19 protein-coding genes are annotated in these 25331 nt (G+C 56.5%); 8 read left to right on the plus strand and 11 right to left on the minus strand.

What is annotated here, in order from left to right:
• Positions 1-81 precede the first annotated feature (81 nt).
• From KQP88_RS04920 to KQP88_RS04930, 3 genes are all read left to right on the plus strand, one after another.
• Positions 82-1308 carry a CynX/NimT family MFS transporter gene (locus KQP88_RS04920; RefSeq protein WP_216704987.1) on the plus strand — a complete coding sequence of 409 codons (1227 nt, stop codon included), beginning with the start codon at positions 82-84 and terminating at the stop codon, positions 1306-1308.
• Positions 1309-1425: 117 nt separating this feature from the next.
• Entirely contained in the window at positions 1426-1917 is a 492-nt protein-coding gene (locus KQP88_RS04925; protein WP_200995167.1) for a nuclear transport factor 2 family protein, read from the plus strand.
• Positions 1910-2263: a GIY-YIG nuclease family protein gene (locus tag KQP88_RS04930; RefSeq protein ID WP_200995166.1), complete on the plus strand. Its 354-nt coding sequence runs from the start codon at positions 1910-1912 to the stop codon at positions 2261-2263. The genes KQP88_RS04925 and KQP88_RS04930 overlap by 8 nt, the downstream gene beginning before the upstream one ends.
• Here the strand turns inward: KQP88_RS04930 and KQP88_RS04935 are convergent.
• The gene (locus KQP88_RS04935; RefSeq protein WP_216704988.1) at positions 2253-7583 is read right to left on the minus strand and encodes an RHS repeat-associated core domain-containing protein; all 5331 of its coding nucleotides are present in this window, start codon (positions 7581-7583) and stop codon (positions 2253-2255) included. The genes KQP88_RS04930 and KQP88_RS04935 overlap by 11 nt on opposite strands.
• Before the next feature lie 353 nt (positions 7584-7936).
• Between KQP88_RS04935 and KQP88_RS04940 the strand changes: the two genes are divergently transcribed.
• Entirely contained in the window at positions 7937-8872 is a 936-nt protein-coding gene (locus KQP88_RS04940) for a glutathione S-transferase family protein (RefSeq protein WP_200985853.1), read from the plus strand.
• Positions 8873-9275: 403 nt separating this feature from the next.
• Positions 9276-11480, plus strand: coding sequence for an alpha/beta hydrolase (locus KQP88_RS04945; RefSeq protein ID WP_216704989.1), 2205 nt, complete (start codon positions 9276-9278; stop codon positions 11478-11480).
• A gap of 133 nt (positions 11481-11613) precedes the next feature.
• On the opposite strand, the gene KQP88_RS04950 is transcribed toward KQP88_RS04945, so the two are convergent.
• Together KQP88_RS04950 and yejK are read right to left on the minus strand one after the other, a co-directional pair.
• The gene (locus tag KQP88_RS04950; RefSeq protein WP_216704990.1) at positions 11614-11964 is read right to left on the minus strand and encodes a glutaredoxin family protein; all 351 of its coding nucleotides are present in this window, start codon (positions 11962-11964) and stop codon (positions 11614-11616) included.
• Between the two features lie 5 nt (positions 11965-11969).
• Entirely contained in the window at positions 11970-12971 is a 1002-nt protein-coding gene (gene yejK, locus KQP88_RS04955; RefSeq protein ID WP_025258743.1) for a nucleoid-associated protein YejK, read from the minus strand.
• A 390-nt stretch (positions 12972-13361) separates the two neighbouring features.
• Between yejK and KQP88_RS04960 the strand changes: the two genes are divergently transcribed.
• A complete protein-coding gene (locus KQP88_RS04960) occupies positions 13362-13643 on the plus strand; it encodes an HU family DNA-binding protein (protein ID WP_020304671.1) in 282 nt (93 codons plus the stop codon).
• Between the two features lie 158 nt (positions 13644-13801).
• On the opposite strand, the gene rlmF is transcribed toward KQP88_RS04960, so the two are convergent.
• From rlmF to KQP88_RS04985, 5 genes are all read right to left on the minus strand, one after another.
• Positions 13802-14764, minus strand: a complete 963-nt coding sequence (gene rlmF, locus KQP88_RS04965) for a 23S rRNA (adenine(1618)-N(6))-methyltransferase RlmF (RefSeq protein WP_216704991.1) — start codon at positions 14762-14764, stop codon at positions 13802-13804.
• A 215-nt stretch (positions 14765-14979) separates the two neighbouring features.
• On the minus strand, positions 14980-17826 hold the full coding sequence (locus tag KQP88_RS04970) for a valine--tRNA ligase (RefSeq protein WP_216704992.1): 2847 nt from the start codon (positions 17824-17826) through the stop codon (positions 14980-14982).
• A gap of 137 nt (positions 17827-17963) precedes the next feature.
• Positions 17964-18422 carry a DNA polymerase III subunit chi gene (locus KQP88_RS04975; RefSeq protein ID WP_216704993.1) on the minus strand — a complete coding sequence of 153 codons (459 nt, stop codon included), beginning with the start codon at positions 18420-18422 and terminating at the stop codon, positions 17964-17966.
• Positions 18423-18429: 7 nt separating this feature from the next.
• Entirely contained in the window at positions 18430-18858 is a 429-nt protein-coding gene (locus KQP88_RS04980; protein ID WP_216704994.1) for a DNA polymerase III subunit chi, read from the minus strand.
• A gap of 57 nt (positions 18859-18915) precedes the next feature.
• The gene (locus tag KQP88_RS04985; protein ID WP_216704995.1) at positions 18916-20406 is read right to left on the minus strand and encodes a leucyl aminopeptidase; all 1491 of its coding nucleotides are present in this window, start codon (positions 20404-20406) and stop codon (positions 18916-18918) included.
• A 327-nt stretch (positions 20407-20733) separates the two neighbouring features.
• On the opposite strand from KQP88_RS04985, the gene lptF reads away from it, so the two are divergent.
• Together lptF and lptG are read left to right on the plus strand one after the other, a co-directional pair.
• Positions 20734-21855 carry an LPS export ABC transporter permease LptF gene (lptF, locus tag KQP88_RS04990; RefSeq protein ID WP_200995160.1) on the plus strand — a complete coding sequence of 374 codons (1122 nt, stop codon included), beginning with the start codon at positions 20734-20736 and terminating at the stop codon, positions 21853-21855.
• Positions 21848-22909: an LPS export ABC transporter permease LptG gene (gene lptG / locus KQP88_RS04995; RefSeq protein WP_025258749.1), complete on the plus strand. Its 1062-nt coding sequence runs from the start codon at positions 21848-21850 to the stop codon at positions 22907-22909. The genes lptF and lptG overlap by 8 nt, the downstream gene beginning before the upstream one ends.
• A 50-nt stretch (positions 22910-22959) precedes the next feature.
• On the opposite strand, the gene KQP88_RS05000 is transcribed toward lptG, so the two are convergent.
• The 3 genes from KQP88_RS05000 to gcvT form a co-directional block, all read right to left on the minus strand.
• Entirely contained in the window at positions 22960-23445 is a 486-nt protein-coding gene (locus KQP88_RS05000; protein ID WP_200995159.1) for an RDD family protein, read from the minus strand.
• Between the two features lie 100 nt (positions 23446-23545).
• Complete coding sequence (locus tag KQP88_RS05005; RefSeq protein WP_007931076.1) at positions 23546-23758, minus strand: cold-shock protein; 213 nt, start codon at positions 23756-23758, stop codon at positions 23546-23548.
• A 394-nt stretch (positions 23759-24152) separates the two neighbouring features.
• Positions 24153-25277 carry a glycine cleavage system aminomethyltransferase GcvT gene (gcvT, locus tag KQP88_RS05010; protein ID WP_216704996.1) on the minus strand — a complete coding sequence of 375 codons (1125 nt, stop codon included), beginning with the start codon at positions 25275-25277 and terminating at the stop codon, positions 24153-24155.
• Positions 25278-25331 lie beyond the last annotated feature (54 nt).

A 25331-nucleotide genomic window follows, 5' to 3' on the forward strand; every position in this document is an offset into this window, starting at 1 on the left:
ACTTGTATTTGGCAAGGTTCTCCAACAGGATGCACACCCTTTGCGCACTGCGCTGTAACACATCCTGCCCTCGAGAGACTCATGACGACCAAGGCGCCTCAGGCGAGCACGACCCCGACTCAAGACACGCCCATCCTCAAACGCCCATGGCTGCTACTGCTTGGCCTGGTGCTGGTTGCCCTGAACCTGCGTCCTGCGCTGTCCAGCGTTGCGCCACTGCTCAATGCGGTGTCCGACAGCCTCGGACTGTCTGCGGCCAGGGCCGGGCTTCTGACGACGTTGCCGGTGTTGTGTCTGGGGCTGTTCGCACCACTGGCACCGAGACTCGCAAGACGTTTCGGCAGCGAGCGGGTAGTGCTGGGGATTCTGTTGGTGCTGGCCGCAGGCATCCTGCTGCGCAGCCATTTCGGTGAAGTCGGGTTGTTCGCCGGAAGCCTGCTGGCCGGTGCGAGCATCGGGATTATCGGCGTGTTGTTGCCGGGTATCGTCAAGCGCGATTTCCCAAGGCAGGCCGGTGCCATGACGGGCGTCTATACCATGGCGCTGTGCCTTGGAGCAGCGATTGCTGCCGGGCTGACGGTGCCCCTGACCCAGTATTTCGATAATCGCTGGAGTGTCGGCCTGGGGTTCTGGATGATCCCGGCAGTGCTGGCTGCACTGGTCTGGTTGCCTCAGGCTCGCGAGCTGCATGCTCATCATCAGGTGGCCTATCGCGTGCGCGGTCTGCTGCGCGATCCGCTGGCCTGGCAGGTCACCCTGTACATGGGCCTGCAATCTTCCTTGGCCTATATCGTTTTCGGCTGGTTGCCCTCGGTGCTGATCGACCGTGGCATGACGCCGACCCAGGCGGGCCTGCTGCTGTCCGGCTCGATCATCGTGCAACTGATCAGCGCCTTGAGTGCGCCCTGGCTGGCAACTCGCGGCAAGGATCAGCGTCTGGCCATTGTGCTCGTCATGCTGCTGACCCTGGCCGGACTGTTCGGTTGCCTGTATGCGCCGCTGGAAGGGCTGTGGGGCTGGGCCATTCTGCTGGGGCTGGGGCAGGGCGGTACGTTCAGCCTGGCACTGGCGCTGATCGTGTTGCGCTCCCGTGACTCCCATGTGGCGTCCAATCTGTCAGGCATGGCGCAGGGTATCGGCTACACCATCGCGTCCACAGGACCGCTGGCAGTAGGCGTCGTGCATGACGTGACCGGGAGCTGGGATTCCATCGGCTGGATCTTTGCAGCATTGGGGCTTGGGGCCATTGTGGCCGGGCTGGGTGCCGGCCGGGCGCTGTATGTTCAGGTCGTCAGTGAGAAGGTTTGAACCGGCGTGCGGGGGTGATTCATTCGAGAACGACATTTATCCTGCGAATGATGATAGCAATGTGTCGATTTGCCGCTTATCTTGCACCATCTTTTGCCTTCAAACGGACCTGCATGCATGAGCAATGAACAAACAAGCCAAGCCAACAGCGCACTGATTACCCGCTTCTACGAGGCTTTTGCCCGTCTGGATGCCGAAGGAATGGCTGCCTGCTACAGCGATGACGTGCTCTTCAGCGACCCCGTCTTCGGCGAGTTGCGTGGCAAGCAGGCCGCTGACATGTGGCGCATGCTGACCTCCCGTGCCCGGGATTTCTCGGTGGTGTTCGACAATGTCCGCGCCGATGAGCGCAGTGGTGGTGCCCATTGGAGGGCCACTTACCTGTTCAGCCAGACCGGTCGCACCGTGGTCAACGACATCCAGGCTCGTTTCGTCTTCCACAACGGCAAGATCACCGAGCACCATGACAGCTTCGACCTGTGGCGCTGGTCGCGTCAGGCGCTGGGCACCAAGGGCCTGCTGCTGGGCTGGACACCGCTGGTGCAGAACGCGATTCGTGCCCAGGCCCAGAAAGGGCTTAAAGTCTTTACAGAAAAACGCCATGCCTGATGCTGTGAATACCGCCACTGATGTCGCCGCACCTGTCGGCAAGCCCTGGTTTGTCTACCTGGTGCGTGCGGCCAATGGTTCGCTGTATTGCGGCATCAGCGATAACCCGCAACGGCGGTTTGCTGCTCATCAGCGTGGCAAGGGCGCGAGCTATTTTCATTCCAGCCCTGCGGTGGCTCTGGTGTACGTGGAAGCCTGGCCGAGCAAGAGCGAGGCTTTGCGTCATGAGCGGTTGATCAAGAAGTTGCGCAAGAGTGCCAAGGAGGCTTTGGTAGCAAGCAATGGCGCTGAAGTGCCAAGGCCCAATAGCAACCTTGGCACTGAGGTCTCAGCCATCAGAATTTAACGGGTCTGTAATTGAAGCCAGCGTAGAGGATAGGATTCTCCCAAAGGCTGTAAGGGTTTTGCTTGAGCACTCGATGTTGAATCTGTTGCGAAAAGGTCGAGGAGAGTGCCGCAGTTCCTGCGGTCCCTGATTGCGCTGCTGCGGCGAAGACTTTGGCCATTGAAGTAGAGCCTCGAGTCATTGTGACCGGGCCAATGAACCCTTTGGTCGGCCTGTTGACGAGACTCCTGAATTGCGCGGCAAATGAATTGCTTCCACCGTTACCCGAAAAGCAGACGAGCAGACGAATATTGTCATAGAGCGTCGGGTCAACGCCTTTGTCATTGAGCATTCTCAAGACATCGGCAGCGGAGTGCTCCGCGTTATTGAGGATCACGCTTGAGCTGCTGTTGAGCAGTTTCTCTTCAATGATATTCAGGTCTTTGCCATGCACGGCAATATTCAGACGGTCTTTGGCCTTGTAGGTATCAACGAAGGTATAAAGCTCTCCGTCGATTTGCGTGAGCGATCGCATGGTCCCGCTCATTGTGACGAACTTCTCGGTAGTGTCAGAGGTTGTATTCAGGGCTACAACGGCACGGCGCTCGGCATTGATGGCAATGCCTGACAACGAGCCTGTGGCATAGCGCCCGACCTTGATCATGTCGGCAACATCAAAAACGTTACCGATTGTCGATGTGCCAAACGAAACCCAGTCCAGTATGTTGGCGGTGTGAGGGTCGCGCTCTGCCAGAGCTGCCGCCGCGACGCCAAAACTTCCAGAAACGATTTCAAGCCCCAGCGTGGCAATTCCAAAAGCTGTGGATGTACCTCCTGTAGCCACTGCCAGTGTGACACCTAAAGCCAGGTCCATCGAGGCCCTGACAATCGGGTCCTCAACGAATGCGCCATGAGAGACTACGCTGTACTGCCTGACAATCTCGGCATGGCCATCCGGATCACTGAAGTTAACCGGGTCATTGCTGCAATACGCATAGCCATTAAGCCCACCTCTCCCGAAGGGGCTGAAGCTGTCCGGCGTCTGGAAGGTCTGTATCGCACTGTTATAGACACGCACGCCATTGCCCAGATGATAAGTACCAGTAGGCCGGTCGATGGGCTCGCCGTTGAAACCCAGCCAGCTTCGCTGGCTCCAGTCATCGGGACGATAACCGAATGGCGTATAACTGAAGAGCGTCTGGGCCTTGGTCGCTGTGTCGTAACTGGCAATGACGGAGCCCATGGAGTTCTTGAGTTCAAAGCTGTTGCTGAGATTACTGCTGCTGGCGGTTTCTTCTGACTTCAAGGTCTGCTGCAACAGATGGCAGGCGTCACTCTGGTTGGCAATACGGGACAGGCGCGAGTAGTAGATGCCCTTGATCTGGATAACACCATCTCGCGCATATTGCTGGCCATCACGGTAATAGTAGCGTTCGTAATAGTAAGTCCCGAAGCAGGCCCCGACCTTGCCTTGTTCGTCATAGAGATAGCTGTATTCACGGAAGTCCGAACCGGAACGAAGGATCTGCCCAAGTTGCCCGGCATTGTTGTATGTCAGTGAGTAACCACTTTCGTTATTGCTCAGGCGTCCAAACGTGTCGTAATCAAGCGTAACGGCACCGATGCCAGTGGCTGAGTGAGTGATCGAACGAAGTTGAGTCTTGTCTTTCGCATCATAATTGAAGGTGGCAGTGTCCTGGCCGCCGTCGAAGACGCTGATGCACTGTTGAAGACTACCCAGCGGGTTATAGGAGAATGTTTGCTTGCTCAGTTTCTTGCCGCTGGCATCCAGTGGTCTTTGTGATCCACTGCATTCATAGACAGCCAACTGACCGCCAGAAGTGTAGGAAAAGCGTTCCAGAGACAGTTCAGTCTTGTCACGAAGCAGTGTGATACTTGCCAGTCGGTTATTGCCATCGAAGCTTTGTCTGAGGGTCAGGTCCGGGTACCCGGAAGCACTGAAAACACGCTCGATTTCACGGTTTCTGGCATCGTATTTATAGGTGATAGTCATGCAGGTCTTGCTGGCCTGTTCTGTGACACTCTCTTTGACAAGGCGCTCATCACTGTCATAACTCAGTGTGGTACTGACATCCTTGCCAGATGTACCGGTCAGGCGTCCCAAGAGGTCATAGGTGTATGTCGTCTGGTTGCCGAAATCGTCCGTGTATTTAAGCAAAACGCCTCGCAGCGAATAAGTGGAAGTGGCCTTTGTTGTAGTGGTGGGATAGCCGGTCGTCGTTTGGGTCAGTGTGGATGTCGATGAGTCATACGCGAATTGAGTACTCACCTTTTGGGACGCCGTGGTCGAGGGGGGAGGCGTGCTGCTCAAGATGCCCCATGTGTTGCTGCCCGTATAACTGAAGGTTTTCTTTCTGCCGCCAGTCTGTACTTCGACAACACGGTCAAGGCCGTCGATCTTGCGGCTTCCCCACTCATGCACGTATTTATCCGACGGCTTATTGAGTGTCAGGCGTGATGTCAGAGGGGAGGTCGTGTGAGCGGGATACTCACATGTATGTTCAACCCCGTCCCCGAAAGACTTCACCAGCCGATCAAAGTCGTCCCACTCAAACGTCTGTTCAATGCCGTTAATCCCTTTCTGTTTATTGATCCGACCAGCGGCATCGTATTCATACTGGATCGATTGGTATTCGATACCGCTCGCGTCTATCAGGGATTCCTTTTCAATGCTGCCCAGTGAATTGTATTGCGTGGTTTGCTTGCAGCATGCGGTGGAGAGGTACTGCTGTTTCGCCGTTCTTACCTGAGTGACAGGGTCATACTCGTCATATTGGGCAATACCGCCCTGCACCTGGATTTTTGACGGCTGGCCCCAGTTATCGTAAACGCATTCCAGTTGCCGTTTACCGATAGGCGATGTTTCAGACGCAGCGGGTGCATAGTCATATTCAACGGTGATTTTTTCTCGGCCCAAACCATCGTAGGACGTACTCGATAGCTGTCGCCATGCGAGCTTGGCATCGTTCGAACCACGGGTTTCGGTACTGGCGATACGGCCAAAGGCGTCATAGCATTCCCGGTATTGTTGCCCCCCTGGAAATGTCGTGATCACAGTAGGGCAACCCTGGGTCAGCGAATATTCAAAAACGGTTTTGTGTTGGGGGCCGTTTTCTTGAGCCTGTTCGGATTTGCTCAACATTCGACCATAGGCATCGTAGCTGTAACTCACGCTATTACCGTGTGGATCCAGCGAGTACAACAACTGCGAAGATCTCATGGAGTGCACTGCTTTGGTCACACTCTGAGTGTTTTCAGAAGACTGGAAGGTGGTGGTCGTTGTGAGCGTATCGCCCTGCAACTGGTAAACATAGGCCGTCTTTTGAAGCGACAGGGGAATAGCTTTTGCGGAAGGATCAAGCAGTCGTTGGGTCAGTGATTTGATGCGGCCGAAAGAAATGACACCAGGGTCCGTGTAATACTCGGTCTCCTGCACGACCATGCGGCTATTGAGCCAGTCTTTCAGTTTGATTTTGTCATCGGACTGCGGATTATAAATAATCAGCTTCACACTCGGTTTGAGCGTGGGGCCAGCGACTATCTGTCCCTTTACTGGCAGGCTGCTATAGCTATAGAACGTCCAGCGCAGATCGACACGTTTGCCGTTGACGGTACGGTAGCGCTTTTCGGATTCGACATAGGTCCGGAAGTAATTAGGATCGCCAGGGCACTCGATCTTGACGGGGAGGTTATAAGACTGGGCTCCGGTATTGGTCAGGTACGGGCTGTTTACGACGTTTCGATTTTCGATGGTTCCCCACGTCATCCCTTGTTTGCCAAACAATAAGAAACCCCAGCCAATAGGGTTCATGTAATCGAGTACCCATCCGAGTTTCCCATGCAGGCCTGAGGTGTCTGTATAGGTGCTCGTATTGACCACTATCTCCTCCTCCTTGGCCTGGCCTCGGTAGTAGGTGAACTCGGTCGTCACGTCATTCACGGTACGTTTGATGAGGTTGCCCAAAACGTCAAAGTTTGAATACTCGGTTTCGGTTCTTTGTGATTGCTTGTTTTTGTAGGTGGTCAGGGTGGAAAGCGATAATTGACTGGTTTTGGAGTCGAAGTCTCGCTTGAACTCAGTGGTCTTTACGCAATCGCCTTGGGTGATGATTTTTTTTGACAAAAGATCGTCGGCGTCAAACAGTAATTCTGTTGTGATCGATGCGGCGTCGAAGGTGGTCACCTGTTTGGCAGATGATGCGGTAAACGTATAGTCTTCTACCCGGTTGGATGAGGCATTGTTACCTGTCAGGGTGTAACGAGCGATACGGTTGTCTGTCGAGTAGGTCACCAGCTCTTTTACAGGACGAGAGTGCTGGATAGCCGTGAGGTACTGGCCGGTGTAGGTGAACTCCTGAGTATCGACATCCAGGCCATTGTTTTTTTCGTATTTGATCAGCCAGGAATTTTGCAGGTAAAGCGTGCACAGCGTCGTAGGGGCCTGATCCGGGCGCTCGATGAACTCAATGGCGTCAAGGCTGATTGTCTGATTGGCCAGCAGTGTTTTCTTTGTCAGGGTGTTTGTTTTCAGCAGCACCTGAGTATCGTCTGAGACTTTGCTGAGCAGGAGGCTTTTATTAAAGGTGCCTTCCCATTCAAAATAAAGAGAGCAGCCTGTGCTGTTGATGATTTGTATGGGGACAAGGCATCTGTCTGGGGGAGTGGATAGGGAATCAGAGGCGGAGGCTTCGCTAGTGATGGGTCTTTTAAATATGTCCTCCAGAATTTCCACCGTGCCGTCTTTGTGGATGACTTTCATCCAGGAAAAGGCGAATTCTTTAATAGTGATTCCAGGCTGTGGTGAGTAAGGTATCAGCGATTTAAAAAGGGTAAGTGTTTGCCCTGAATGCAAGTGAAGCTTGATCATGTCGTCATAAATCGTGACATAGCTGAAACGGGGAGCCCACCCTCCAGGCGTAAACTTTATTCCTGCGGAATAGTAATAGTTTAGGGCCAGTGAAGGACCCGCACCGCCATTTCCGACAAGAGTTGTAATGGGTAAGTAAGCATTGAATTCGCCCGTTTGTAGATTTCCGCTATTACTTTCTGAAGTGCCGGTATTTAAATAGGAAGGCTGGTCAAGGACTAACGAATGTGACTGTCCATAAAGGGTGTAAACAATACGTGTAATGTCGTCAGTGTTAAGTGTCGTATTAGACCTGTAATCCTCTCTGTAGAGGGTCAGGCTTTTTCGGGCAATATCAAAGGAGATCAGGTTACCTTTCTCCATGTCGCCTGAGCTAGACCCCAATCGTCCGTAAACTCGGAGTAGCGTATTTTTTGGCAGTTGGGTGAGTTGCTTGAGAAGTGCCTTTTCCATGGTGCTGTTCCATGATCAGGTTGTGTGCTCCTGATCGAGCGTTCTACGGTTGAAAAGATAAAATCCCTGTTTATTTTAAGTTTTATGGCGCTCTTGTCTGCTGATAAAAATGTCAGTGCTTAGTCTTTTATGAGGCGTTCATGATGTTTTTTCGGTTTTTTACAAGAAGGGGATAAGACGGGCGGTAAGCGAGCCTCACAAAAATACAGGTATGCAGGTATGGGATCTGATGAACAATGACTGGCGTATCGATGTCCACACCTGAGCAGCCTGTGCCACGTTATGGTTCATGCTGTGCTTCAGCCCCTTGAGCGGCTACGCTGAGGGCGACCGATCACAACAAGAGAGTTCACATGTCTGAGTTGATTCTGCATCACTATCCAGCATCGCTGTTCGCCGAAAAAGCCCGCCTGATGCTGGGTTTCAAGGGCTTGTCCTGGCGGTCGGTGATCATCCCGCCGGTCATGCCCAAGCCTGACCTGACGGCCCTGACCGGTGGTTATCGCAAGACGCCGGTTCTGCAGATCGGTGCGGATATCTACTGCGACACCGCATTGATCGCACGTCGTCTGGAACAGGAAAAGACCTCCCCCACCTTTTACCCCGAAGGCCACGAATTCACGGTTGCCGGTCTTGCTGCGTGGGGCGATTCGGTGCTGTTCATGCATGCGGTCAGTCTGGTGTTCCAGCCTGCCTCGCTGGCCGTGCGTTTCGCCAAGGTACCCCCTGAAGCGGTCAAGGCCTTCGTCGCAGACCGGGCAACCTTGTTCGACGGCGGAAGCGCATCACGCTTGCCGCTGGAACAGGCTCAGCATCAATGGCCAACCCTGATGGCGAGGCTGGAGCAACAGTTGGAGCGCAATGGCGACTTCCTGTTTGGCGAGCCTTCGATTGCCGACTTCTCCGTGGCGCATACCCTCTGGTTCCTCAAGCAGACTCCCGTGACATCACCTCTGGTGGACGATTATCCGGCGGTGTCGGCCTGGCTTGGGCGTGTGCTGGGCTTCGGTCATGGTGCGCATAACGACCTCGCTGCTGTCGATGCAGTGCAAATCGCCGCCGATGCCACACCTGCGGCATTGCCCGATGAAGCGTTTATTGACCCAAACGGCTTCAAGGCTGGTGATCGGGTGGCAATTTCAGCCGTTGATTATGGTGTGGATGCGGTAGAGGGCGAGTTGCTGTTCAGCGGGCGCGAAGAGCTGATCCTGCGCCGCGAAGATCCCCGTGCAGGCGTGGTGCATGTGCATTTTCCGCGGTTGGGGTTTCGGATCGTAAAACGGTCGTAAGTGAGTTATTCGCGAGAGGCCGTTATATCTCCCCAACATGTATAGTCTGAAATGCCGTCTTGCGGATAAATCCGCTTGTACGGCTTTTTCAGGGAAAACTTCAGGGCTGCTTGTTTATCACAGTTTATCCAAGGGCCACCCTTCGAGACGCATTTGGATAGTTTTGTGTACAGGTTGATTAGCTATTAGCTGTTCGATGCATGATTCAATAGGGTATGAAGGGGGCGTGTTTTCTCTTTGAGTTTTCATGTTGCATGTGCTTGACTCTTGTAATGAACTTAAAAAGTTTGTGCGTGCAGCAGGCCAGGGAACGTGTGCTGTACGCAATCACTCTTGGGTGAGACAGACTTGCGAAAGCCGGATAATGGATTCTATCAGGATGTACCAATACAGGAGTTTATCAATGAAATCTCAGGGCTGGAAAATTGTCAAGAACGAGTGGGGCGATTATGTTGAGCTTCACTTGGATGTGCCTCTGCCGATCAGCAGCAGGTACCCGACTTTACTCATCGATGGTTTGGAGTACGAAGCGATACTTTCGGAAGATCGTAAAGTGCTAAGAACGACTGTCCCTGTTTTTGAAGTTGAGCACGTGAAAGAGGTGACAAGTCCAGAGCTGTTTCTTCCGTGCAAAAATAAACATGATAAACCTTTTAAAAAAAGCAAAAGAAAGACTTCCGAATCGGCCAGGCTGGCTGCGCCTGATGCACTCTCCGTGGGGCCGTATGCTGTCATTCGCTATGATTATGATTACGGCGATGAAGCATTGGAGCTCCCGGACGGATGGTCAGGCATTGAGTTTCGAGCCGCGGTGTATATGCCTGATTCACAAGGTGTGTACCCGGTAGTTATTCTTTTGCATGGGAGGCACTCCACGTGTGAGTTTCCGAGTGAGTCCTATTGGCCTTGTAGAGGAGAGGCGCAGCCGATTCCCAGCTTTGAAGGGTATGGCGCCGCAGCAGAAGCACTTGCCAGTCATGGCTATGTCGTTGTCTCTTTATCTGCCAATGGCATCACTGCATACGAGTCGCTTAAGGAGAATGCAGACCGGGCGCGAGGGCATTTAATTCTGGCGCATCTCGATTTATTGAGTGAGGCAAATAAAGGGAACCGTCCGGAGCTTTCATTACTGGAAGGCAGGCTGGATCTGGATGCTATAGGTCTTATGGGGCATTCGCGTGGCGGATCCGGTGTAGCGTGGGCTGTCACCTTAAACAGGTTACTTGATAAAAACCATGGTATACAGGCTGCTGTACTATTAGGCAGTACGACGTTTGACGATATTGCCATTCCCGGCACGCATACGGCTGCCATCCTGCCATTTCTGGACGGCGACGTAGCCTGGTTAGACGCGCAACGTAACTCCGATATCTCTCGCTTTGCATTTGAAGATGACGTGTTTCGAAGTTCTGTACTGCTGTTAGGGGCCAATCATAACTACTTCAATACAGAATGGTCCCCCGGGAGCCGTTCTGGAGGAGATGATACCGAGGGGTTCTGGGGAGATATTGAAGTCAGTCGCCATCGACCTATAGAGCAGCAGCGTCTCGGTGCATTCTATCTGGCTGGATTTTTTCGCTTGGTCTTGGGGAGGGAACAGGAATTTTTAGTCCTGTTTGACGGTTCTCCAATCACCATCCCGACGCTTCCACGGGCGTCAGTACAAAGTACAGCGTATTTTCCGGCGTCAAGCCGTTATACCGTTCAAAGCTTTGAAAATATGCACTCTCATGACACCTTGTTGATGCCTGGAGAATGGGATTGGACTATAACTGAAGGTGTTGGAGAGGTTGTCGCGGCTCCCTTGCCGAAGTTTGGCGGGCTGCGGTCTACGCATCATCGACGTCACGGTTTTCTAAATCTCAAGAGCCTTGGCTTTCAGTTGCCAGCCAAACTGGAACTGCATGTTCGTGACGTGGGAAGCCCTGTTGATTTGTCGCTTTACACGCATTTGAGTTTTCATATCGATTACATGCAAGAGGAGAGCGCTGTAGAGTCCGTTGAGCTGCAGGTTACTCTGGATGGCGTTACAGTGGATCTTACCGCAACGCTACAGGAGAGATGGCCGCTTCCTGAGATAATTAATGGGGTTGAAACGTTTCTTCAGCGACAGATATCTGTGCCGTTAACGGCGTTCTCTTTGAAGGGGCCTGTGAGCGCGTTGACTTTTACTTTGCCCAGTGGCGGAGACATTGGCTTGTCCGATATTGTTTTCGTGAAACCTTCACTCGGAAAAAACGAACCCTTGAGGTTGCCGTTCGTCAGCGCGATGAAAGATATTTTTGTTGTCGCCACTGGCCAGGAACAAACGTTGGAAGTTGAAGTTTTTTTATCAGAGGCCAGTTTGGTTCGGGTGCCGATGTGGGTGAGTTTCAGAATAATACATAGAGTGTTTGGTGAGATGTATTTTGAAGAACCTCTGGTATTTGAACCCGGCGAGCAATCGAAAACGGCCAGGTTTACTATTCTGGCAGGTGGCTTCAGATCGTTCCTGGGTGGGGAGGTTGAGGGGCGTCCTTGTTATATCGTGCCTGTCAAGCTTGAGGCTCTGGCGAATGCGTTATTTGCTCGTCCGGCCATGCAGTTCCAGGTACTGCCGTTTCCCTGAAATAATAGCCAATGGTTTCGTGCGAAGAGCCTTTATAAAAAGGCCGCATGAGAAACGATGCTTTGGTTTTGTTAACATCTGAATGCAATCTCTGCAGGCGCTGCCTCCGGCAGCTCCTGCGGGTACTCTTCTGTCACTTCAGCGCTGCCAATATTGCCTCTTCGCTGAAGCCTCTGATAATCGTGCCATTCACATCAATCAACGGGATCCCGCGCCCACCCAGAGCTTCATAGGCTTTGCGGCCCTCTTCTGACTTCTCGATGTCGTATTCCTTGAACGGGATACCTTTGCTGTCGAGAAAGCGTCGGGTCTGTTTGCAGTAGCCGCACCACTCGGTGGCATACATCACCACGCGGGCTTGCGCCTGAGTCTGCGCAGGGATCGCATCCGCCGGGTTGAAGAAGTGCTCGATCTTGCCCCAGTTCTGATAAATCACGACCACCAGCATGATCAGCGCGAACTTCTTGAGGGTACGCAGCAGCATGTCGGTTAGCGCCGTTTCAGCTGGTCGGTGAGTTGGGTTGGCAGGCCCTTGATGATCAGGGTGCCGGCTTGTTCGTCATATTCGATCTTGTCACCCAGCAGGTGTGCCTCGAAGCTGATCGACAGGCCCTCTGCGCGGCCTGTGAAGCGCCGGAACTGGTTCAGGGTGCGTTTATCCGCAGGGATCTCCGGCGACAGGCCGTAATCCTTGTTGCGGATGTGATCGTAGAACGCACGGGGACGGTCTTCATCGATCAGCTCGGACAACTCTTCCAGACCCATGGGTTCGCCCATTTTGCTCTGGCTGCTGGCGTAATCCACGAGGGTCTTGGTTTTCTCGCGAGCGGACTCTTCAGGCAGGTCTTCGCTTTCCACGAAGTCGCTGAACGCCTTGAGCAGGGTGCGGGTTTCGCCGGGGCCGTCCACGCCTTCCTGGCAGCCGATGAAGTCGCGGAAGTACTCCGAGACTTTCTTGCCGTTCTTGCCCTTGATGAAGGAGATGTACTGCTTGGATTGCTTGTTGTTCTGCCATTCCGAAATGTTGATCCGGGCAGCCAGGTGCAGCTGGCCCAGATCCAGGTGACGGGACGGGGTTACGTCCAGCTCGTCATTCACTGCCACGCCTTCGCTGTGGTGCAGCAGCGCGATGGCCAGATAATCGGTCATGCCTTGCTGGTAATGGGCGAACAGCACATGGCCGCCCACTGACAGGTTGGACTCTTCCATCAGCTTCTGCAGGTGCTCCACCGAGACGCGAGAGAACGCCGTGAAGTCGTTTGCGCCGTCCAGATACTCTTTCAGCCAGCCGCTGAACGGGTGCGCACCGGATTCGGCGTGGAACAACCCCCAGGCCTTGCCCTGTTTGGCGTTATAGCTCTCGTTGAGGTCCGCGAGCATGTTCTCGATGGCCTGGGACTCGGCGAGTTCGGTATCGCGAGCGTGGAGAACAGCGGGCGTACCATCGGGTTTCTTGTCGATCAGGTGAACTATGCAATGACGGATCGGCATGGATATCTCGGCTGGTAATGATGAAGAGCGGACAGCTCGTGCAAGGCCGTCAGTGTAACGCAGGCCTGCGAAAAATGGCCTTGCAGAGCCCGGTTTTCCACTCGGCAGGATGTTTTATGATCAATTTTTGAGCGATTACCGCTTAAACCTGACCAAAAGGATAGGTAAGGGCGGATATTTGCCCGGCTCTGTGCTAGTTTTGCCCGGTCTTGCGCACTCAAGCGCGCCAAGCATGCAGATCGTCTACGTGTGGGCCGAACCAAATCCCGGTTTAAGTATCTACATTTCGCGATTTATCGTGGCTGCCAGCGGAGTCTGGTTCATTGCCCGGCCTTTGGCCGACGTTACGTTCTGCAATCCAAATGAATTTGATAGGGAAGGAACACCACCATGGCTCTTACCAAAGACCAATTGATCGCCGATATCGCTGAAGCTATCGACGCGCCAAAAACCACCGCGCGTAATGCTCTTGAGCAGTTGGGCCAAATCGTTGCCGACCAACTGGAAAACGGCGTTGAAATCACCTTGCCAGGTATCGGCAAGCTGAAAGTTGCTGAGCGTCCAGCTCGCACCGGCCGCAACCCTTCGACTGGCGCTGCCATCGAAATCGCTGCCAAGAAAGTCATCAAGTTCGTACCGGCCAAAGTGCTGAACGACTCGATCAACAAGTAAGCTCACGCTTGCTGTGAAAAAGCCGTGCACCGGTTAACCGGGCACGGCTTTTTTTGGTCCTGTAAGAGCGCGCTTGCCCGCGACCGAGTGCGAAGCGCTCGCAAAATTTACGACTGCTACGCAGCCGGTCGTCGGAGTGCCGCCCAGGGCAAGCGCTCTTACATGAAGGTCCAGGCCACAAAGCGGCTTTGCTTCTGGCCCTGGCCCATTTCCACGACCCGGCTCTTCAGCACGCCGGCTCGTGTCAGCGCAGCCTGAATGGCAGGCAGGTTCGAGGCCTTGGATACCAGTGTGCTGAACCAGCGCACCTGAGTCGGTATCTGGGCGCTTTCGTGGATCAACTGGGTCACGAAGCCGATCTCGCCACCTTCACACCACAGTTCCTGGGATTGCCCGCCGAAATTGAGCACCGGCAGCTTGCGCTTGGGGTCAGCCTTGCCCAGTGCGCGCCATTTACGCTGGCTGCCGCGCTGCGCTTCTTCCAGTGAGGAGTGGAAGGGCGGGTTGCACAGGCTCACCTCGAAGCGTTCGCTGCTGTCGAGCAGGCCCAGCAGGATGTGCTTGCGATTGGTCTGCTGACGCACGCTGATGGCCTTGCTCAAGCCATTGGCCTTGATGATGGTCGTGGCGGCGGCGATGGCGGTGCTGTCGATATCCGAGCCTACGAAGTGCCAGCCGTAGTCGCTATGGCCCAGCAAGGGGTAGATGCAGTTGGCACCGGTGCCGATGTCCAGGGCCTTGATCGACGCGCCGCGTGGAATCTCGCCATTGTTCTCGCTGGCCAGCAGGTCGGCGAGAAAATGCAGGTAGTCCGCACGGCCCGGAATCGGCGGGCACAGGTAGTCGGCCGGAATATCCCAGTGGGCGATGCCGTACAGCGACTTGAGCAGCGCCCGGTTGAACACGCGCACGGCCACAGGGTTGGCGAAGTCGATGCTTTCCTTCCCGTAGGGATTGAGAATCACGAACTCGGCCAGTTCCGGGCTGCTGTTGATCAGCCTGGGGAAGTCGTAGCGACCCTGATGGCGATTGCGCGGATGCAGCGTGGCCTTCTCGCGGGGTTCTGCCGGTTTGGCGGGACGTTGAGGCTTTTTGCGGGGAGGCTTGTGTGGCGTAGTCATGGTGAGTCGTTCTGAAGATGCGAAGCAGTTAAGGCGCAAACGCCACTTGTGGGAGGCAGCTTGCTGGCGACAAAGGCCTGAAAGCCGGCAGATATTCTGCGTCTGTAGGCTACAGTCGCCAGCAAGCTGCCTCCCACAAAGTGATTGATGACCTTGACTGATCGGTATTCGCGAGAGGCCTCAATGACCTCTCGCGCTCCTACCAGCACACAGGGCTACAAACTGGCGATACGTGCGTGTTGCTCGGCCAGCTTGCTCAGGGCCTGTTCGGCTTCGGTCAGCTTGGCGCGTTCCTTGGCGATGACTTCAGGCGGTGCCTTGTCAACGAACGCTGCGTTGGACAGCTTGCCGCCCACGCGCTGGACTTCGCCTTGCAGACGCTGGATTTCCTTGTCCAGACGCGCCAGCTCGGCGCCCTTGTCGATCAGGCCGGCCATTGGCACCAGCACTTCCATCTCGCCCACCAGACCGGTCGCGGACAGCGGCGCTTCTGCACCTTCAGCCAGTACGGTGATGGATTCGAGCTTGGCCAGTTTCTTGAGCAGGTAGTCGTTTTCGCTCAGGCGACGCTGGTCTTCGGCGTTGACGTTCTTGAGGAACAGTTGCAGCGGCTTGCCCGGGCCGATGTTCATTTCGCCACGGATGTTACGCACGGCCAGCATCAGGCCCTTGAGCCATTCGATGTCACCTTCGGCAGCCGGGTCGATGCGGCTTTCATTGGCCACCGGCCAGGCCTGCAGCATGATGGTCTTGCCGTTGATGCCGGCCAGCGGCGCCAGGCGCTGCCAGATTTCTTCGGTGATGAACGGCATGAACGGATGCGCCAGACGCAACGCGACTTCCAGCACGCGAACCAGTGTGCGACGAGTGCCGCGCTGACGTTCGATCGGAGCGTTTTCGTCCCAGAGCACAGGCTTGGAGAGTTCCAGATACCAGTCGCAGTACTGGTTCCAGATGAACTCGTACAGCGCTTGCGCAGCGAGGTCGAAACGGAACTGATCCAGCTGGCGGGTCACTTCGGCTTCGGTGCGTTGCAGCTGCGAGATGATCCAGCGGTCAGCCAGGGACAGTTCGACTTCTTCGCCGTTCTGGCCGCAGTCTTCGCCCTTGTCCAGCACATAGCGCGCTGCGTTCCAGATCTTGTTGCAGAAGTTGCGATAGCCTTCCACGCGGCCCATGTCGAACTTGATGTCGCGACCGGTGGACGCCAGCGAGCAGAAGGTGAAGCGCAGGGCGTCGGTGCCGTAGCTGGCGATGCCGTCGGCGAATTCCTGACGGGTCTGCTTTTCGATCTTCTTGGCCAGTTGTGGCTGCATCAGACCGCTGGTGCGTTTCTGCACCAGGGTTTCCAGGTCGATGCCGTCGACGATATCCAGCGGGTCCAGGACGTTGCCCTTGGACTTGGACATCTTCTGGCCCTGGCCATCGCGCACCAGACCATGCACGTAGACGGTCTTGAACGGTACTTGCGGCGTGCCGTCTTCGTTCTTCACCAGATGCATGGTGAGCATGATCATCCGGGCGACCCAGAAGAAAATGATGTCGAAGCCGGTGACCAGCACGTCGGTGGAATGGAAGGTTTCCAGCGCCTTGGTCTTTTCCGGCCAGCCGAGAGTGGAGAAGGTCCACAGGCCCGAGCTGAACCAGGTGTCCAGGACGTCGTTGTCCTGTTGCAGCGCAACGTCCGGCCCCAAGTTGTTCTTGGCGCGGACTTCGGCTTCGTCGCGACCGACGTAGACCTTGCCGGACTCGTCGTACCAGGCCGGAATGCGGTGGCCCCACCAGAGCTGACGGCTGATGCACCAGTCCTGAATGTCGCGCATCCAGGAGAAGTACATGTTCTCGTATTGCTTGGGCACGAAGGCGATGCGGCCGTCTTCCACGGCAGCGATGGCAGGTTCGGCCAATGGCTTGGTGGAAACGTACCACTGGTCGGTCAGCCACGGCTCGATGATGGTGCCGGAACGGTCGCCTTTCGGGACTTTCAGGGCGTGGTCATCAACGCTCACCAGCAGGCCGGCGGCATCGAATGCGGCAACGATCTGCTTGCGGGCTTCGAAACGGTCCAGGCCGGCGTATTCGGCAGGCAGGCGGCCGTCGATGGACTCGTTGAGCGTACCGTCGAGGTTGAACACCTGTGCGGCAGGCAGGACGGAAGCGTTCTTGTCGAAGATGTTCAGCAGCGGCAGGTTGTGGCGCTTGCCGACTTCGTAGTCGTTGAAATCGTGGGCCGGGGTGATTTTCACGCAGCCGGTGCCGAATTCAGGGTCGCAGTAATCGTCTGCAATGATCGGGATGCGACGGCCAACCAGTGGCAGCTCGACGAACTTGCCGATCAGCGCCTTGTAACGCTCGTCTTCAGGGTTCACCGCAACGGCCGCGTCACCGAGCATTGTTTCAGGGCGCGTGGTGGCAACGATCAGGTAATCCAGGCCTTCAGCGGTTTTCGCGCCGTCGGCCAGCGGGTAGCGCAGGTTCCACAGGTGACCTTTCTCGTCGTGGTTTTCCACTTCGAGATCGGAAATCGCGGTGTGCAGCTTGGTGTCCCAGTTGACCAGACGCTTGCCACGGTAGATCAGGCCGTCTTCATGCAGACGAACGAAGGCTTCCTGTACGGCGGCGGACATGCCGTCGTCCATGGTGAAGCGCTCGCGGCTCCAGTCCACGGACGAACCCAGGCGACGGATCTGACGGCTGATGTTGCCACCGGACTCATCCTTCCATTCCCAGATCTTTTCCAGAAACTTCTCGCGGCCCAGGTCGTGACGACTCTGGCCCTGAGCTTCGATGCGGCGCTCTACCAGCATTTGGGTGGCGATACCCGCATGGTCGGTGCCCGGCTGCCACAGGGTATTGCGGCCCTGCATGCGACGGAAACGGATCAGGGCGTCCATGATCGCGTTATTGAAGCCATGACCCATGTGCAGGCTGCCGGTCACGTTCGGCGGCGGAATCATGATGGTGTAGGAGTCACCCGCGCCCTGGGGAGCGAAATAGTTTTCGGACTCCCAGGTCTGGTACCAGGAAGTTTCGATGGCGTGCGGCTGGTAAGTCTTGTCCATGCGCGGCGGGACCCTGTGGCATTGATTCAGAAAAGCCGACAAGTATAGACCGGGGGGGAGTTGCAGGCTACAAGCTGCAAGTTGAAAGCTACAAGCTACAAGCTACAAGCGCAAAGCCCCGAGCTTTTTCTTGCAGCTTAAAGCTTTCCGCTTGCAGCTGAGGCCACAAGCCTCTCCACCCTAGCCTCAAGCCGGCGCTTTATCTCCGTCTCGATGTGCGGTGCAAAGTCGTCGATCACGTCTTGCATGATCAGTTGCGCCGCGGCCCGCAGTTCTCTGTCCAGATGCAGCAGGGCATCGGGGTTCGGGCTGGATTGCGGTTCCGGTTTCAGTTCCGGTTCGGGAGCGGGCTGAGGAGCTGCTGCTTGCACGGGGATGTCAGGCAGGAGCGTCGGAATGTCCGGATTGTCGTAATCCGCTTCCTGCATTCTGTCGGGCTTGTTGCCGACGACGTCGAACAGCAAGGGGATCTGGACTTCGCGGTGGATCGTGTCCGTCAGCAGGGGCGGTTGCAGGTTGTCATCGCCGAGCAGTTGGCGGATCGATTCGAGGTCGTCCAGCAGAAGCGCAGGTTCAGCTTTTTTTGAAGTATCCATCGTGTACTCAAAGACGCTGTAGTCGGTGATCTTGCGGAGGATAACCCTGTTCGCGGTACGAGCGGAAACTCTCTCGTGCCGCCAGACGTATTGCCGGTTCTTCCACGACGACTTCCGCCACCCGGGCGAAACGCTTGAAGAAGGCCGGGATACGGAGGTCAAGATTGACCAGCAGGTCCTGATGTTGCCCCGGATCGTCCCCAAGGCCCAGTACAACCGGAGCCTCGTGATCGCTTTCGGCTTCGCCATGGGGCAGGAAGACTTCGCCCTTGAAGCGCCACAGCCGTGCGTCCAGATCCTCGCGCTGGGCGCTGTCGCTGCAATGCAGATAGACCTTGTGGCCCAGACGCCAGGCTTTTTCCGTCAGCTTGCAGGCGAAATCCAGGCGTGCCGCAGGATCGGCGCTGGGGAGAATGTAAAAGTCGACTTGAGTCATGTCTGTTCCAGAGCAGGCGGCGTATCGACCGGCAAGGCCGATACGCCGCCAGGCATCTTATGCGCCAGCGCGGTCGAGCAGATATTGGGTCAGCAGCGGAACCGGACGACCGGTTGCACCTTTTTCCTTGCCGCCGCTCAGCCATGCCGTACCGGCGATGTCCAGGTGCGCCCAGTCATACGCCTTGGTGAAGCGCGACAGGAAGCAGGCTGCGGTGATGGTGCCGCCTTTCGGGCCGCCGATGTTGGCGATGTCCGCGAACGGGCTGTCCAGTTGCTCCTGATACTCGTCGAACAACGGCAGTTGCCAGGCGCGGTCGTCGGCCACTTTGCCAGCGTCCAGCAGTTGATTGATCAGCACGTCGTTGTTGCCCAGCAGGCCGGACGTGTGGCCGCCCAGTGCAACCACGCAGGCGCCGGTCAGGGTAGCGATGTCGATGACTGCCTGCGGCTTGAAGCGCTCGGCGTAGGTCAGGGCATCGCACAGCACCAGACGGCCTTCGGCGTCGGTGTTGAGGATTTCGACGGTCTGGCCGCTCATGGTCTTGACGATGTCGCCTGGGCGGGTCGCGGTGCCGCTTGGCATGTTCTCGGCGCAGGCCAGGATGCAGACCAGGTTGATCGGCAGTTGCAGTTCAAGCACGGAGCGCAGGGTGCCGAACACACTGGCTGCACCGCACATGTCGAACTTCATTTCGTCCATGCCCGCAGCCGGCTTGATGCTGATGCCGCCGGTGTCGAACGTGATGCCCTTGCCGACCAGCACGAAAGGTTTTTCGTTTTTCTTGCCGCCCTGGTAGTTCATGACGATCAGGCGCGGTGGCTGGGCGCTGCCCTGAGCCACGGCCAGGAACGAGCCCATGCCCAGCTCGGCCAGTTTCTTCTCGTCGTGGACTTCGACCTTGAGATTCTTGTGGGCCTTGCCCAAAGCCTTGGCTTCTTCGCCCAGGTAGGTCGGGTGGCAGATGTTTGGCGGCAGGTTACCCAGGTCGCGGGTAAAGGCCATGCCCTTGGCGATGGCTTGGGCGTGGGTGGCTGCGCGCTCTACATCGGCAACGCTGGCCTTGGCGGTCAGCAGGGTGATTTTCTTCAGGGCGCGAGGTTCGGCTTTCTGGCTCTTGAAGCGGTCGAACACGTATTCGCCGTCAGCCAGGGTTTCCACCAGCAGGCGGGCCTTGCCATAAGTGTCGCGATTTTTCACGGCCACCTGATCCAGTGCGATGGCTGCATCGCTGCCACCCAGACCCTTGAGGGTCGAAAGCACGCTGGCGATGACTTTCTTGAATTGACGATCCGACAGTTCGGTTTCCTTGCCGATACCCACCAGCAGGACGCGCTCGGCCTTGAGGTTGGGCAGGCTGTGCAGCAGCAGGCTCTGGCCAACCTTGCCAGCCAGGTCGCCGCGCTTGAGAACGGCGGCAATGGCGCCGCCGCTGAGCGTGTCCACGCTTTGAGCCGCGGTGCCCAGAACGCGATTTTCGCCCACTGCAACCACCAGGGTGGCGGTCTTCAAGGTTTCTGGGCTTACGCTTTTAACAACCAATTCCATGTCGGGTCCCCGAATAGACTGCGAGCTTTCGCAAAATGAATGATGTGAGCGGCAAGTCGAGGCCTTGTGCAGCCGACGCCAGCGTCAAGCCTTGCAGTTTGACCCTGCTTTGCAGCCGCTGACAACCCCGAACAACCGCTCTTACGGTCCGTGTAGGAAGTTGTTGTGAGAACTATCAGGACCGCGCAGTGACAGGAACACTCAATCACAGGATAATGCCGCATATTTTTTGGCGGCTCGCACCTTTGCCGGGTGTGAATGTCTGGTTGCCGTGGCTCATTTTTCCTTGTTCGGCTGCCTGAGCCTGACAACTCTGGAGTGTCTGGTTTGATTGTCTTCCGTTATCTGTCCCGAGAAGTGCTTGTCACCTTGAGCGCGGTAAGCGCTGTATTGCTGGTGATCATCATGAGCGGGCGCTTCATCAAGTATCTGGCCCAGGCTGCTTCGGGTGCGCTCGATCCGGGCGTATTGTTCCTGATCATGGGCTTCCGTCTGCCGGGCTTCCTGCAGTTGATCCTGCCGTTGGGGCTGTTCCTCGGCATTCTGCTGGCGTATGGCCGTCTGTACCTGGAAAGCGAAATGACCGTGCTCGCCGCTACCGGCATGAGCCAGCAGCGTCTGCTTGCTATCACCATGGCACCGGCCGCCGTCGTGGCGCTGCTGGTTGCCTGGCTGAGCTTCAGCCTTGCGCCGCAAGGTGCAACCCAGTTCTCGCTGCTGATCAACAAGCAGGATGCGATGACCGAGTTCGACACCCTGGTGCCTGGACGTTTTCAGGCGTTGCGCGACGGTTCACGGATTACCTACACCCAGGAGCTGTCCGAGGACCGTACCAACCTGAGTGGCGTGTTCATTTCCGAGCGACGCATCTCCACCGACAAGACCAAAGAGCCGAGCATCACCGTGCTGGTGGCCGACAAGGGTCACCAGGAAGTGCGTGCTGACGGCAGCCGTTTCCTGATCCTGGAAAACGGCTACCGCTACGACGGTAATCCAGGTCAGGCCGATTATCGTGCGATCAAGTACGACACCTATGGTGCGATGCTGCCCAAGCCTGAAATCAGCGAGGACGTCACCGACCGTGAAGCCATTCCCACCAGCGAGCTGATCGGCAACGACACGCCACGCTATCGGGCCGAGTTGCAATGGCGTATCTCGCTGCCGATTCTGGTCTTCATCGTGACCCTGATGGCCGTGCCGCTGGCACGGGTCAACCCGCGTCAAGGCCGCTATCTGAAGCTGCTGCCGGCGATTCTGCTTTACATGTCCTACCTGACCATCCTGATTGCCGTGCGCGGCGCCCTGGAGAAAGGCAAGCTGCCGATCGGCCTTGGCATGTGGTGGGTCCACGGGATTTTCCTGTTGATAGGCATGGCGTTGATTTACTGGGAGCCATTGCGGCTGAAAATGGCGAGTCGCCGTAGCGTAGCGGAGGTGGCTCGTGGTTAAGCTCGATCGATACATTGGTAAAAGCGTATTCCTGGCGATCATGGCGGTGCTGGGGATCATTCTGGGTCTGGCGTCGCTGTTCGCCTTCATCGACGAGATGGGCGACATCAGTGACAGCTACACCCTGATGGATGCTGGCAGCTTCGTCCTCATGACCGCCCCGCGGCGGGTCTACGACATGCTGCCGATGGCCGCCCTGATCGGTTGCCTGATTGGTCTGGGCACCCTGGCCAGCAGCAGCGAACTGACCATCATGCGGGCCGCCGGTGTGTCCATTGCACGCATCGTCTGGGCGGTCATGAAGCCCATGCTGTTCCTGATGGCTGCCGGTGTGCTGGTGGGTGAGTACGTTGCGCCTTACGCTGAAAACCAGGCTCAGGCCGCCCGCTCGCTGGCTCAGGGCAGCGGCGACTCCCAGAGTGCCAAGCATGGCTTGTGGCACCGTCAGGGCGATGAGTTCATCCACATCAACACGGTTCAGCCCAACGGGCTGATGTATGGCGTGACGCGCTATCGCTTCGATGAGCAGCACCACATGCTGACGTCGAGCTTCGCCAGACAGGCCAACTACATGACCGATTACTGGGAGCTGAAAGATGTCAGCACCACGTATTTCCGTGATGGCAGCACCGAGGTCATCAAGACCCCGGTGGAGCGCTGGGAAGTCTCCCTCAGCCCGCAACTGCTGAGCACGGTCATCATGCCGCCCGAGTCGCTGTCGATTTCCGGTCTGTGGAGCTATGCCCACTATCTGGCGGATCAGGGCCTGAGCAATGGTCGTTACTGGCTGGCGTTCTGGACCAAGGTCCTGCAGCCGCTGGTGACGGTGGCGCTGGTGCTGATGGCAATCTCGTTCATCTTCGGCCCGCTGCGTTCCGTGACCCTGGGGCAACGTGTCTTCACGGGTGTGCTGGTCGGCTTTACCTTCCGCATCATCCAGGACCTGCTGGGCCCGTCGAGTCTGGTATTCGGCTTCTCGCCGCTGTTCGCGGTGCTGGTGCCGGCAGCCGCCTGTGCCCTGGCGGGTGTGCTGTTGCTTCGCCGCGCTGGATGATCATCCAGTGAGTTGAAAAAGCCGACTTCGAGTCGGCTTTTTCATGGGCGCTATTTCTGTTTGGGGACCTTGACCAGCAGGGTGCCGGAGTACATGTCATGCCATGTGCGTTGCTGCTTGTCGAACAGGCTCCAGACAAAGCCCAGCCCCAGGCACAGCCAGGACGCAATGGACACGATAAAGCGCAGCAGCGCCTGCATCAGGCTGATGGCGGTGCCGTCGGCGTTCTGGACGCGAATGCCCCATACCTGCATGCCCAGCGTCTGACCGCCATGGGTCCAGAACTTGGCGAAGAAACCAAAGGTGACCAGCAGGAGAATGGAGGAGAGCAGGGGGTCGCCATCCAGCGAGCCGGATTCGGACAGGACACGCAGTCGGGCTTCGCCTATGAAAGCCATCAGCACCAGCTTGTAGACGAAGGCGGTAACCAGTTGCAGGGCGAAGCAGAGGAAGGCGTCGTAACAGATGGCTGCCAGACGTCGAGCAAGGCCAGCGGGGGCGAAATCGCCTTGCGGTCGAAGCAGGTGTTTGGACATCGCGAAGCTCTCGATTACGGTCAAGACCGCATCTTACGAAATCGCGTCCATAAAAAAGCCCCTGAGATCAATAAAATCAGGGGCTTTTCGGCTTTGGTTATTAACCTTCGGCCTGTACTTCATCAGCCTGCATGCCTTTTTGGCCCTGCACGGCAATGAAGGTCACTTTCTGGCCTTCTTTCAGGCTCTTGAAGCCGTTACCTTGAATTGCGCGGAAATGTACGAACAGATCCGGACCGCTTTCTGGAGTGATAAAACCAAAACCTTTTTCGTCGTTGAACCACTTGACGGTGCCGCTCTGACGTTGGGACATTTTCTTATTTCCTTGACGCTTGAATTGGTGACAGCCTCTTTCACACGAAAGAGTACTGGGGCTGGTTGCAAGAAGTAAGAAACGTAGAACGGGATGTAGCAACGCTTTGAGCTACTGCCCAGGTCCAGATTCAGCGACCTATGCAAACACAGTCAGGAAACTCTACGCCAACTCTCGTTACAAAAACAAGCCCCGGTTTGCCCCTTGTTTTCATGCTTGTCAGAGCGCTGCAGGGATCTTTCAGTCAGGGTGTAAAACTGCCCGTTTATGGACCGTTTGTGCACTTTGTCGGGGCATTTTTTCGACGACAGAAACCCTGTTGCGCGGCTCTGTGAAAGAGTCATGCAACAGGGCAATTGTGCCGTGAATAATCGCTGTTTTTTTGACGCGGTTATCAGCCGCGGAAGTAACGTTGCGCAACAAAAGGCATTTTACTTACCCGCATCGGGACTTTCTTGCCGCGTACCACTGCCCAGACTGGCGTATCCAGCGCAGTGAAGTGGCTGTCCAGATAGCCCATCGCCAAGGGACCGCCCAGTGTCGGACCAAAACCGCCGCTGCAAACGCTGCCGATTGTCTGGCCTTCTGCATCGACGATTTCGGTGCCTTCACGCACCGGCGTACGTTCCTGCGGTAACAGGCCGACACGTTTTTTTTCTACACCGGCTTGCTGCTGGACGAATATTTTTTCGGCACCGGGGAATCCGCCGGCACGAATACCTTCGGCGCGCCGTGCCTTGGAAACGGCCCACAGCAGGCTGGCTTCGACGGGGGATGTCTCGACATTCATGTCGTGGCCGTACAGGCACAGACCGGCTTCCAGTCGCAGCGAGTCACGAGCGCCCAGGCCGATTGGAGCCACTTCCGGCTCGTCCAGCAGGCGACGCGCCAGGGCTTGGGCCTGTGCGGCCGGAACCGAAATTTCATAGCCGTCTTCGCCGGTGTAGCCCGAGCGGCTGACATAGCACTCGCTGCCCAGCAGCGTGACACGGGTGAACTGCATGAACGTCATGCTCGCCACTTGCGGGGCCAGGCGTGCGAGCACGGTAGCCGCTTGCGGACCTTGCAGGGCGAGCAGGGCGCGTTCTTCAAACAGGGGTTCTATGGTGCAGTGTGAAGCCAGATGCTTGCGCAGGTGCGCCAGGTCTTCGTTCTTGCAGGCGGCATTGACCACCAGCATCAGTTGATCGTTGCCCAGGTTGGCAACCATCAGGTCGTCGAGGATGCCGCCGTTTTCGTTGGTGAACATCGCATAGCGCTGCATGCCGACCGGCAGGTCGATGATGTCCACCGGGACCAGGGTTTCCAGTGCCTGCGCGGCGCCTGCACCGGTCAGAAGAATCTGGCCCATGTGCGAGACATCGAACAGACCGGCTTTTTCACGGGTATGCAGGTGTTCTTTCATGACGCCGGCCGGGTATTGCACAGGCATGTCGTAACCGGCGAAGGGCACCATTTTTGCGCCGAGTTCGCGGTGCAGGGCGTGTAGCGGTGTGGTCAGCAATTGTTCTGTCGGCATGATGGATTCCGTTGTGAGAGGAGGCCTTCGCGAAGAACAGGAACGCTCTTCGCG

Source organism: Pseudomonas lijiangensis, assembly GCF_018968705.1.
Classification (GTDB): Bacteria; Pseudomonadota; Gammaproteobacteria; order Pseudomonadales; family Pseudomonadaceae; genus Aquipseudomonas; species Aquipseudomonas lijiangensis.

Bases quoted from the DNA above. Each gene is read 5' to 3' on its own strand.
- KQP88_RS04920 (WP_216704987.1), top strand. From the start codon at position 82: ATGACGACCAAGGCGCCTCAGGCGAGCACGACCCCGACTCAAGACACG.
- gcvT (WP_216704996.1), bottom strand. From the start codon at position 25,277: ATGCCGACAGAACAATTGCTGACCACACCGCTACACGCCCTGCACCGC.
- yejK (WP_025258743.1), bottom strand. From the start codon at position 12,971: ATGCCGATCCGTCATTGCATAGTTCACCTGATCGACAAGAAACCCGAT.
- KQP88_RS04925 (WP_200995167.1), top strand. From the start codon at position 1,426: ATGAGCAATGAACAAACAAGCCAAGCCAACAGCGCACTGATTACCCGC.
- KQP88_RS04975 (WP_216704993.1), bottom strand. From the start codon at position 18,422: ATGGATACTTCAAAAAAAGCTGAACCTGCGCTTCTGCTGGACGACCTC.
- KQP88_RS04970 (WP_216704992.1), bottom strand. From the start codon at position 17,826: ATGGACAAGACTTACCAGCCGCACGCCATCGAAACTTCCTGGTACCAG.
- KQP88_RS04935 (WP_216704988.1), bottom strand. From the start codon at position 7,583: ATGGAAAAGGCACTTCTCAAGCAACTCACCCAACTGCCAAAAAATACG.
- KQP88_RS04945 (WP_216704989.1), top strand. From the start codon at position 9,276: ATGAAATCTCAGGGCTGGAAAATTGTCAAGAACGAGTGGGGCGATTAT.
- KQP88_RS04950 (WP_216704990.1), bottom strand. From the start codon at position 11,964: ATGCTGCTGCGTACCCTCAAGAAGTTCGCGCTGATCATGCTGGTGGTC.
- KQP88_RS05000 (WP_200995159.1), bottom strand. From the start codon at position 23,445: ATGTCCAAACACCTGCTTCGACCGCAAGGCGATTTCGCCCCCGCTGGC.
- KQP88_RS04940 (WP_200985853.1), top strand. From the start codon at position 7,937: ATGTCTGAGTTGATTCTGCATCACTATCCAGCATCGCTGTTCGCCGAA.
- KQP88_RS04980 (WP_216704994.1), bottom strand. From the start codon at position 18,858: ATGACTCAAGTCGACTTTTACATTCTCCCCAGCGCCGATCCTGCGGCA.
- rlmF (WP_216704991.1), bottom strand. From the start codon at position 14,764: ATGACTACGCCACACAAGCCTCCCCGCAAAAAGCCTCAACGTCCCGCC.
- KQP88_RS05005 (WP_007931076.1), bottom strand. From the start codon at position 23,758: ATGTCCCAACGTCAGAGCGGCACCGTCAAGTGGTTCAACGACGAAAAA.
- KQP88_RS04930 (WP_200995166.1), top strand. From the start codon at position 1,910: ATGCCTGATGCTGTGAATACCGCCACTGATGTCGCCGCACCTGTCGGC.
- KQP88_RS04985 (WP_216704995.1), bottom strand. From the start codon at position 20,406: ATGGAATTGGTTGTTAAAAGCGTAAGCCCAGAAACCTTGAAGACCGCC.
- KQP88_RS04960 (WP_020304671.1), top strand. From the start codon at position 13,362: ATGGCTCTTACCAAAGACCAATTGATCGCCGATATCGCTGAAGCTATC.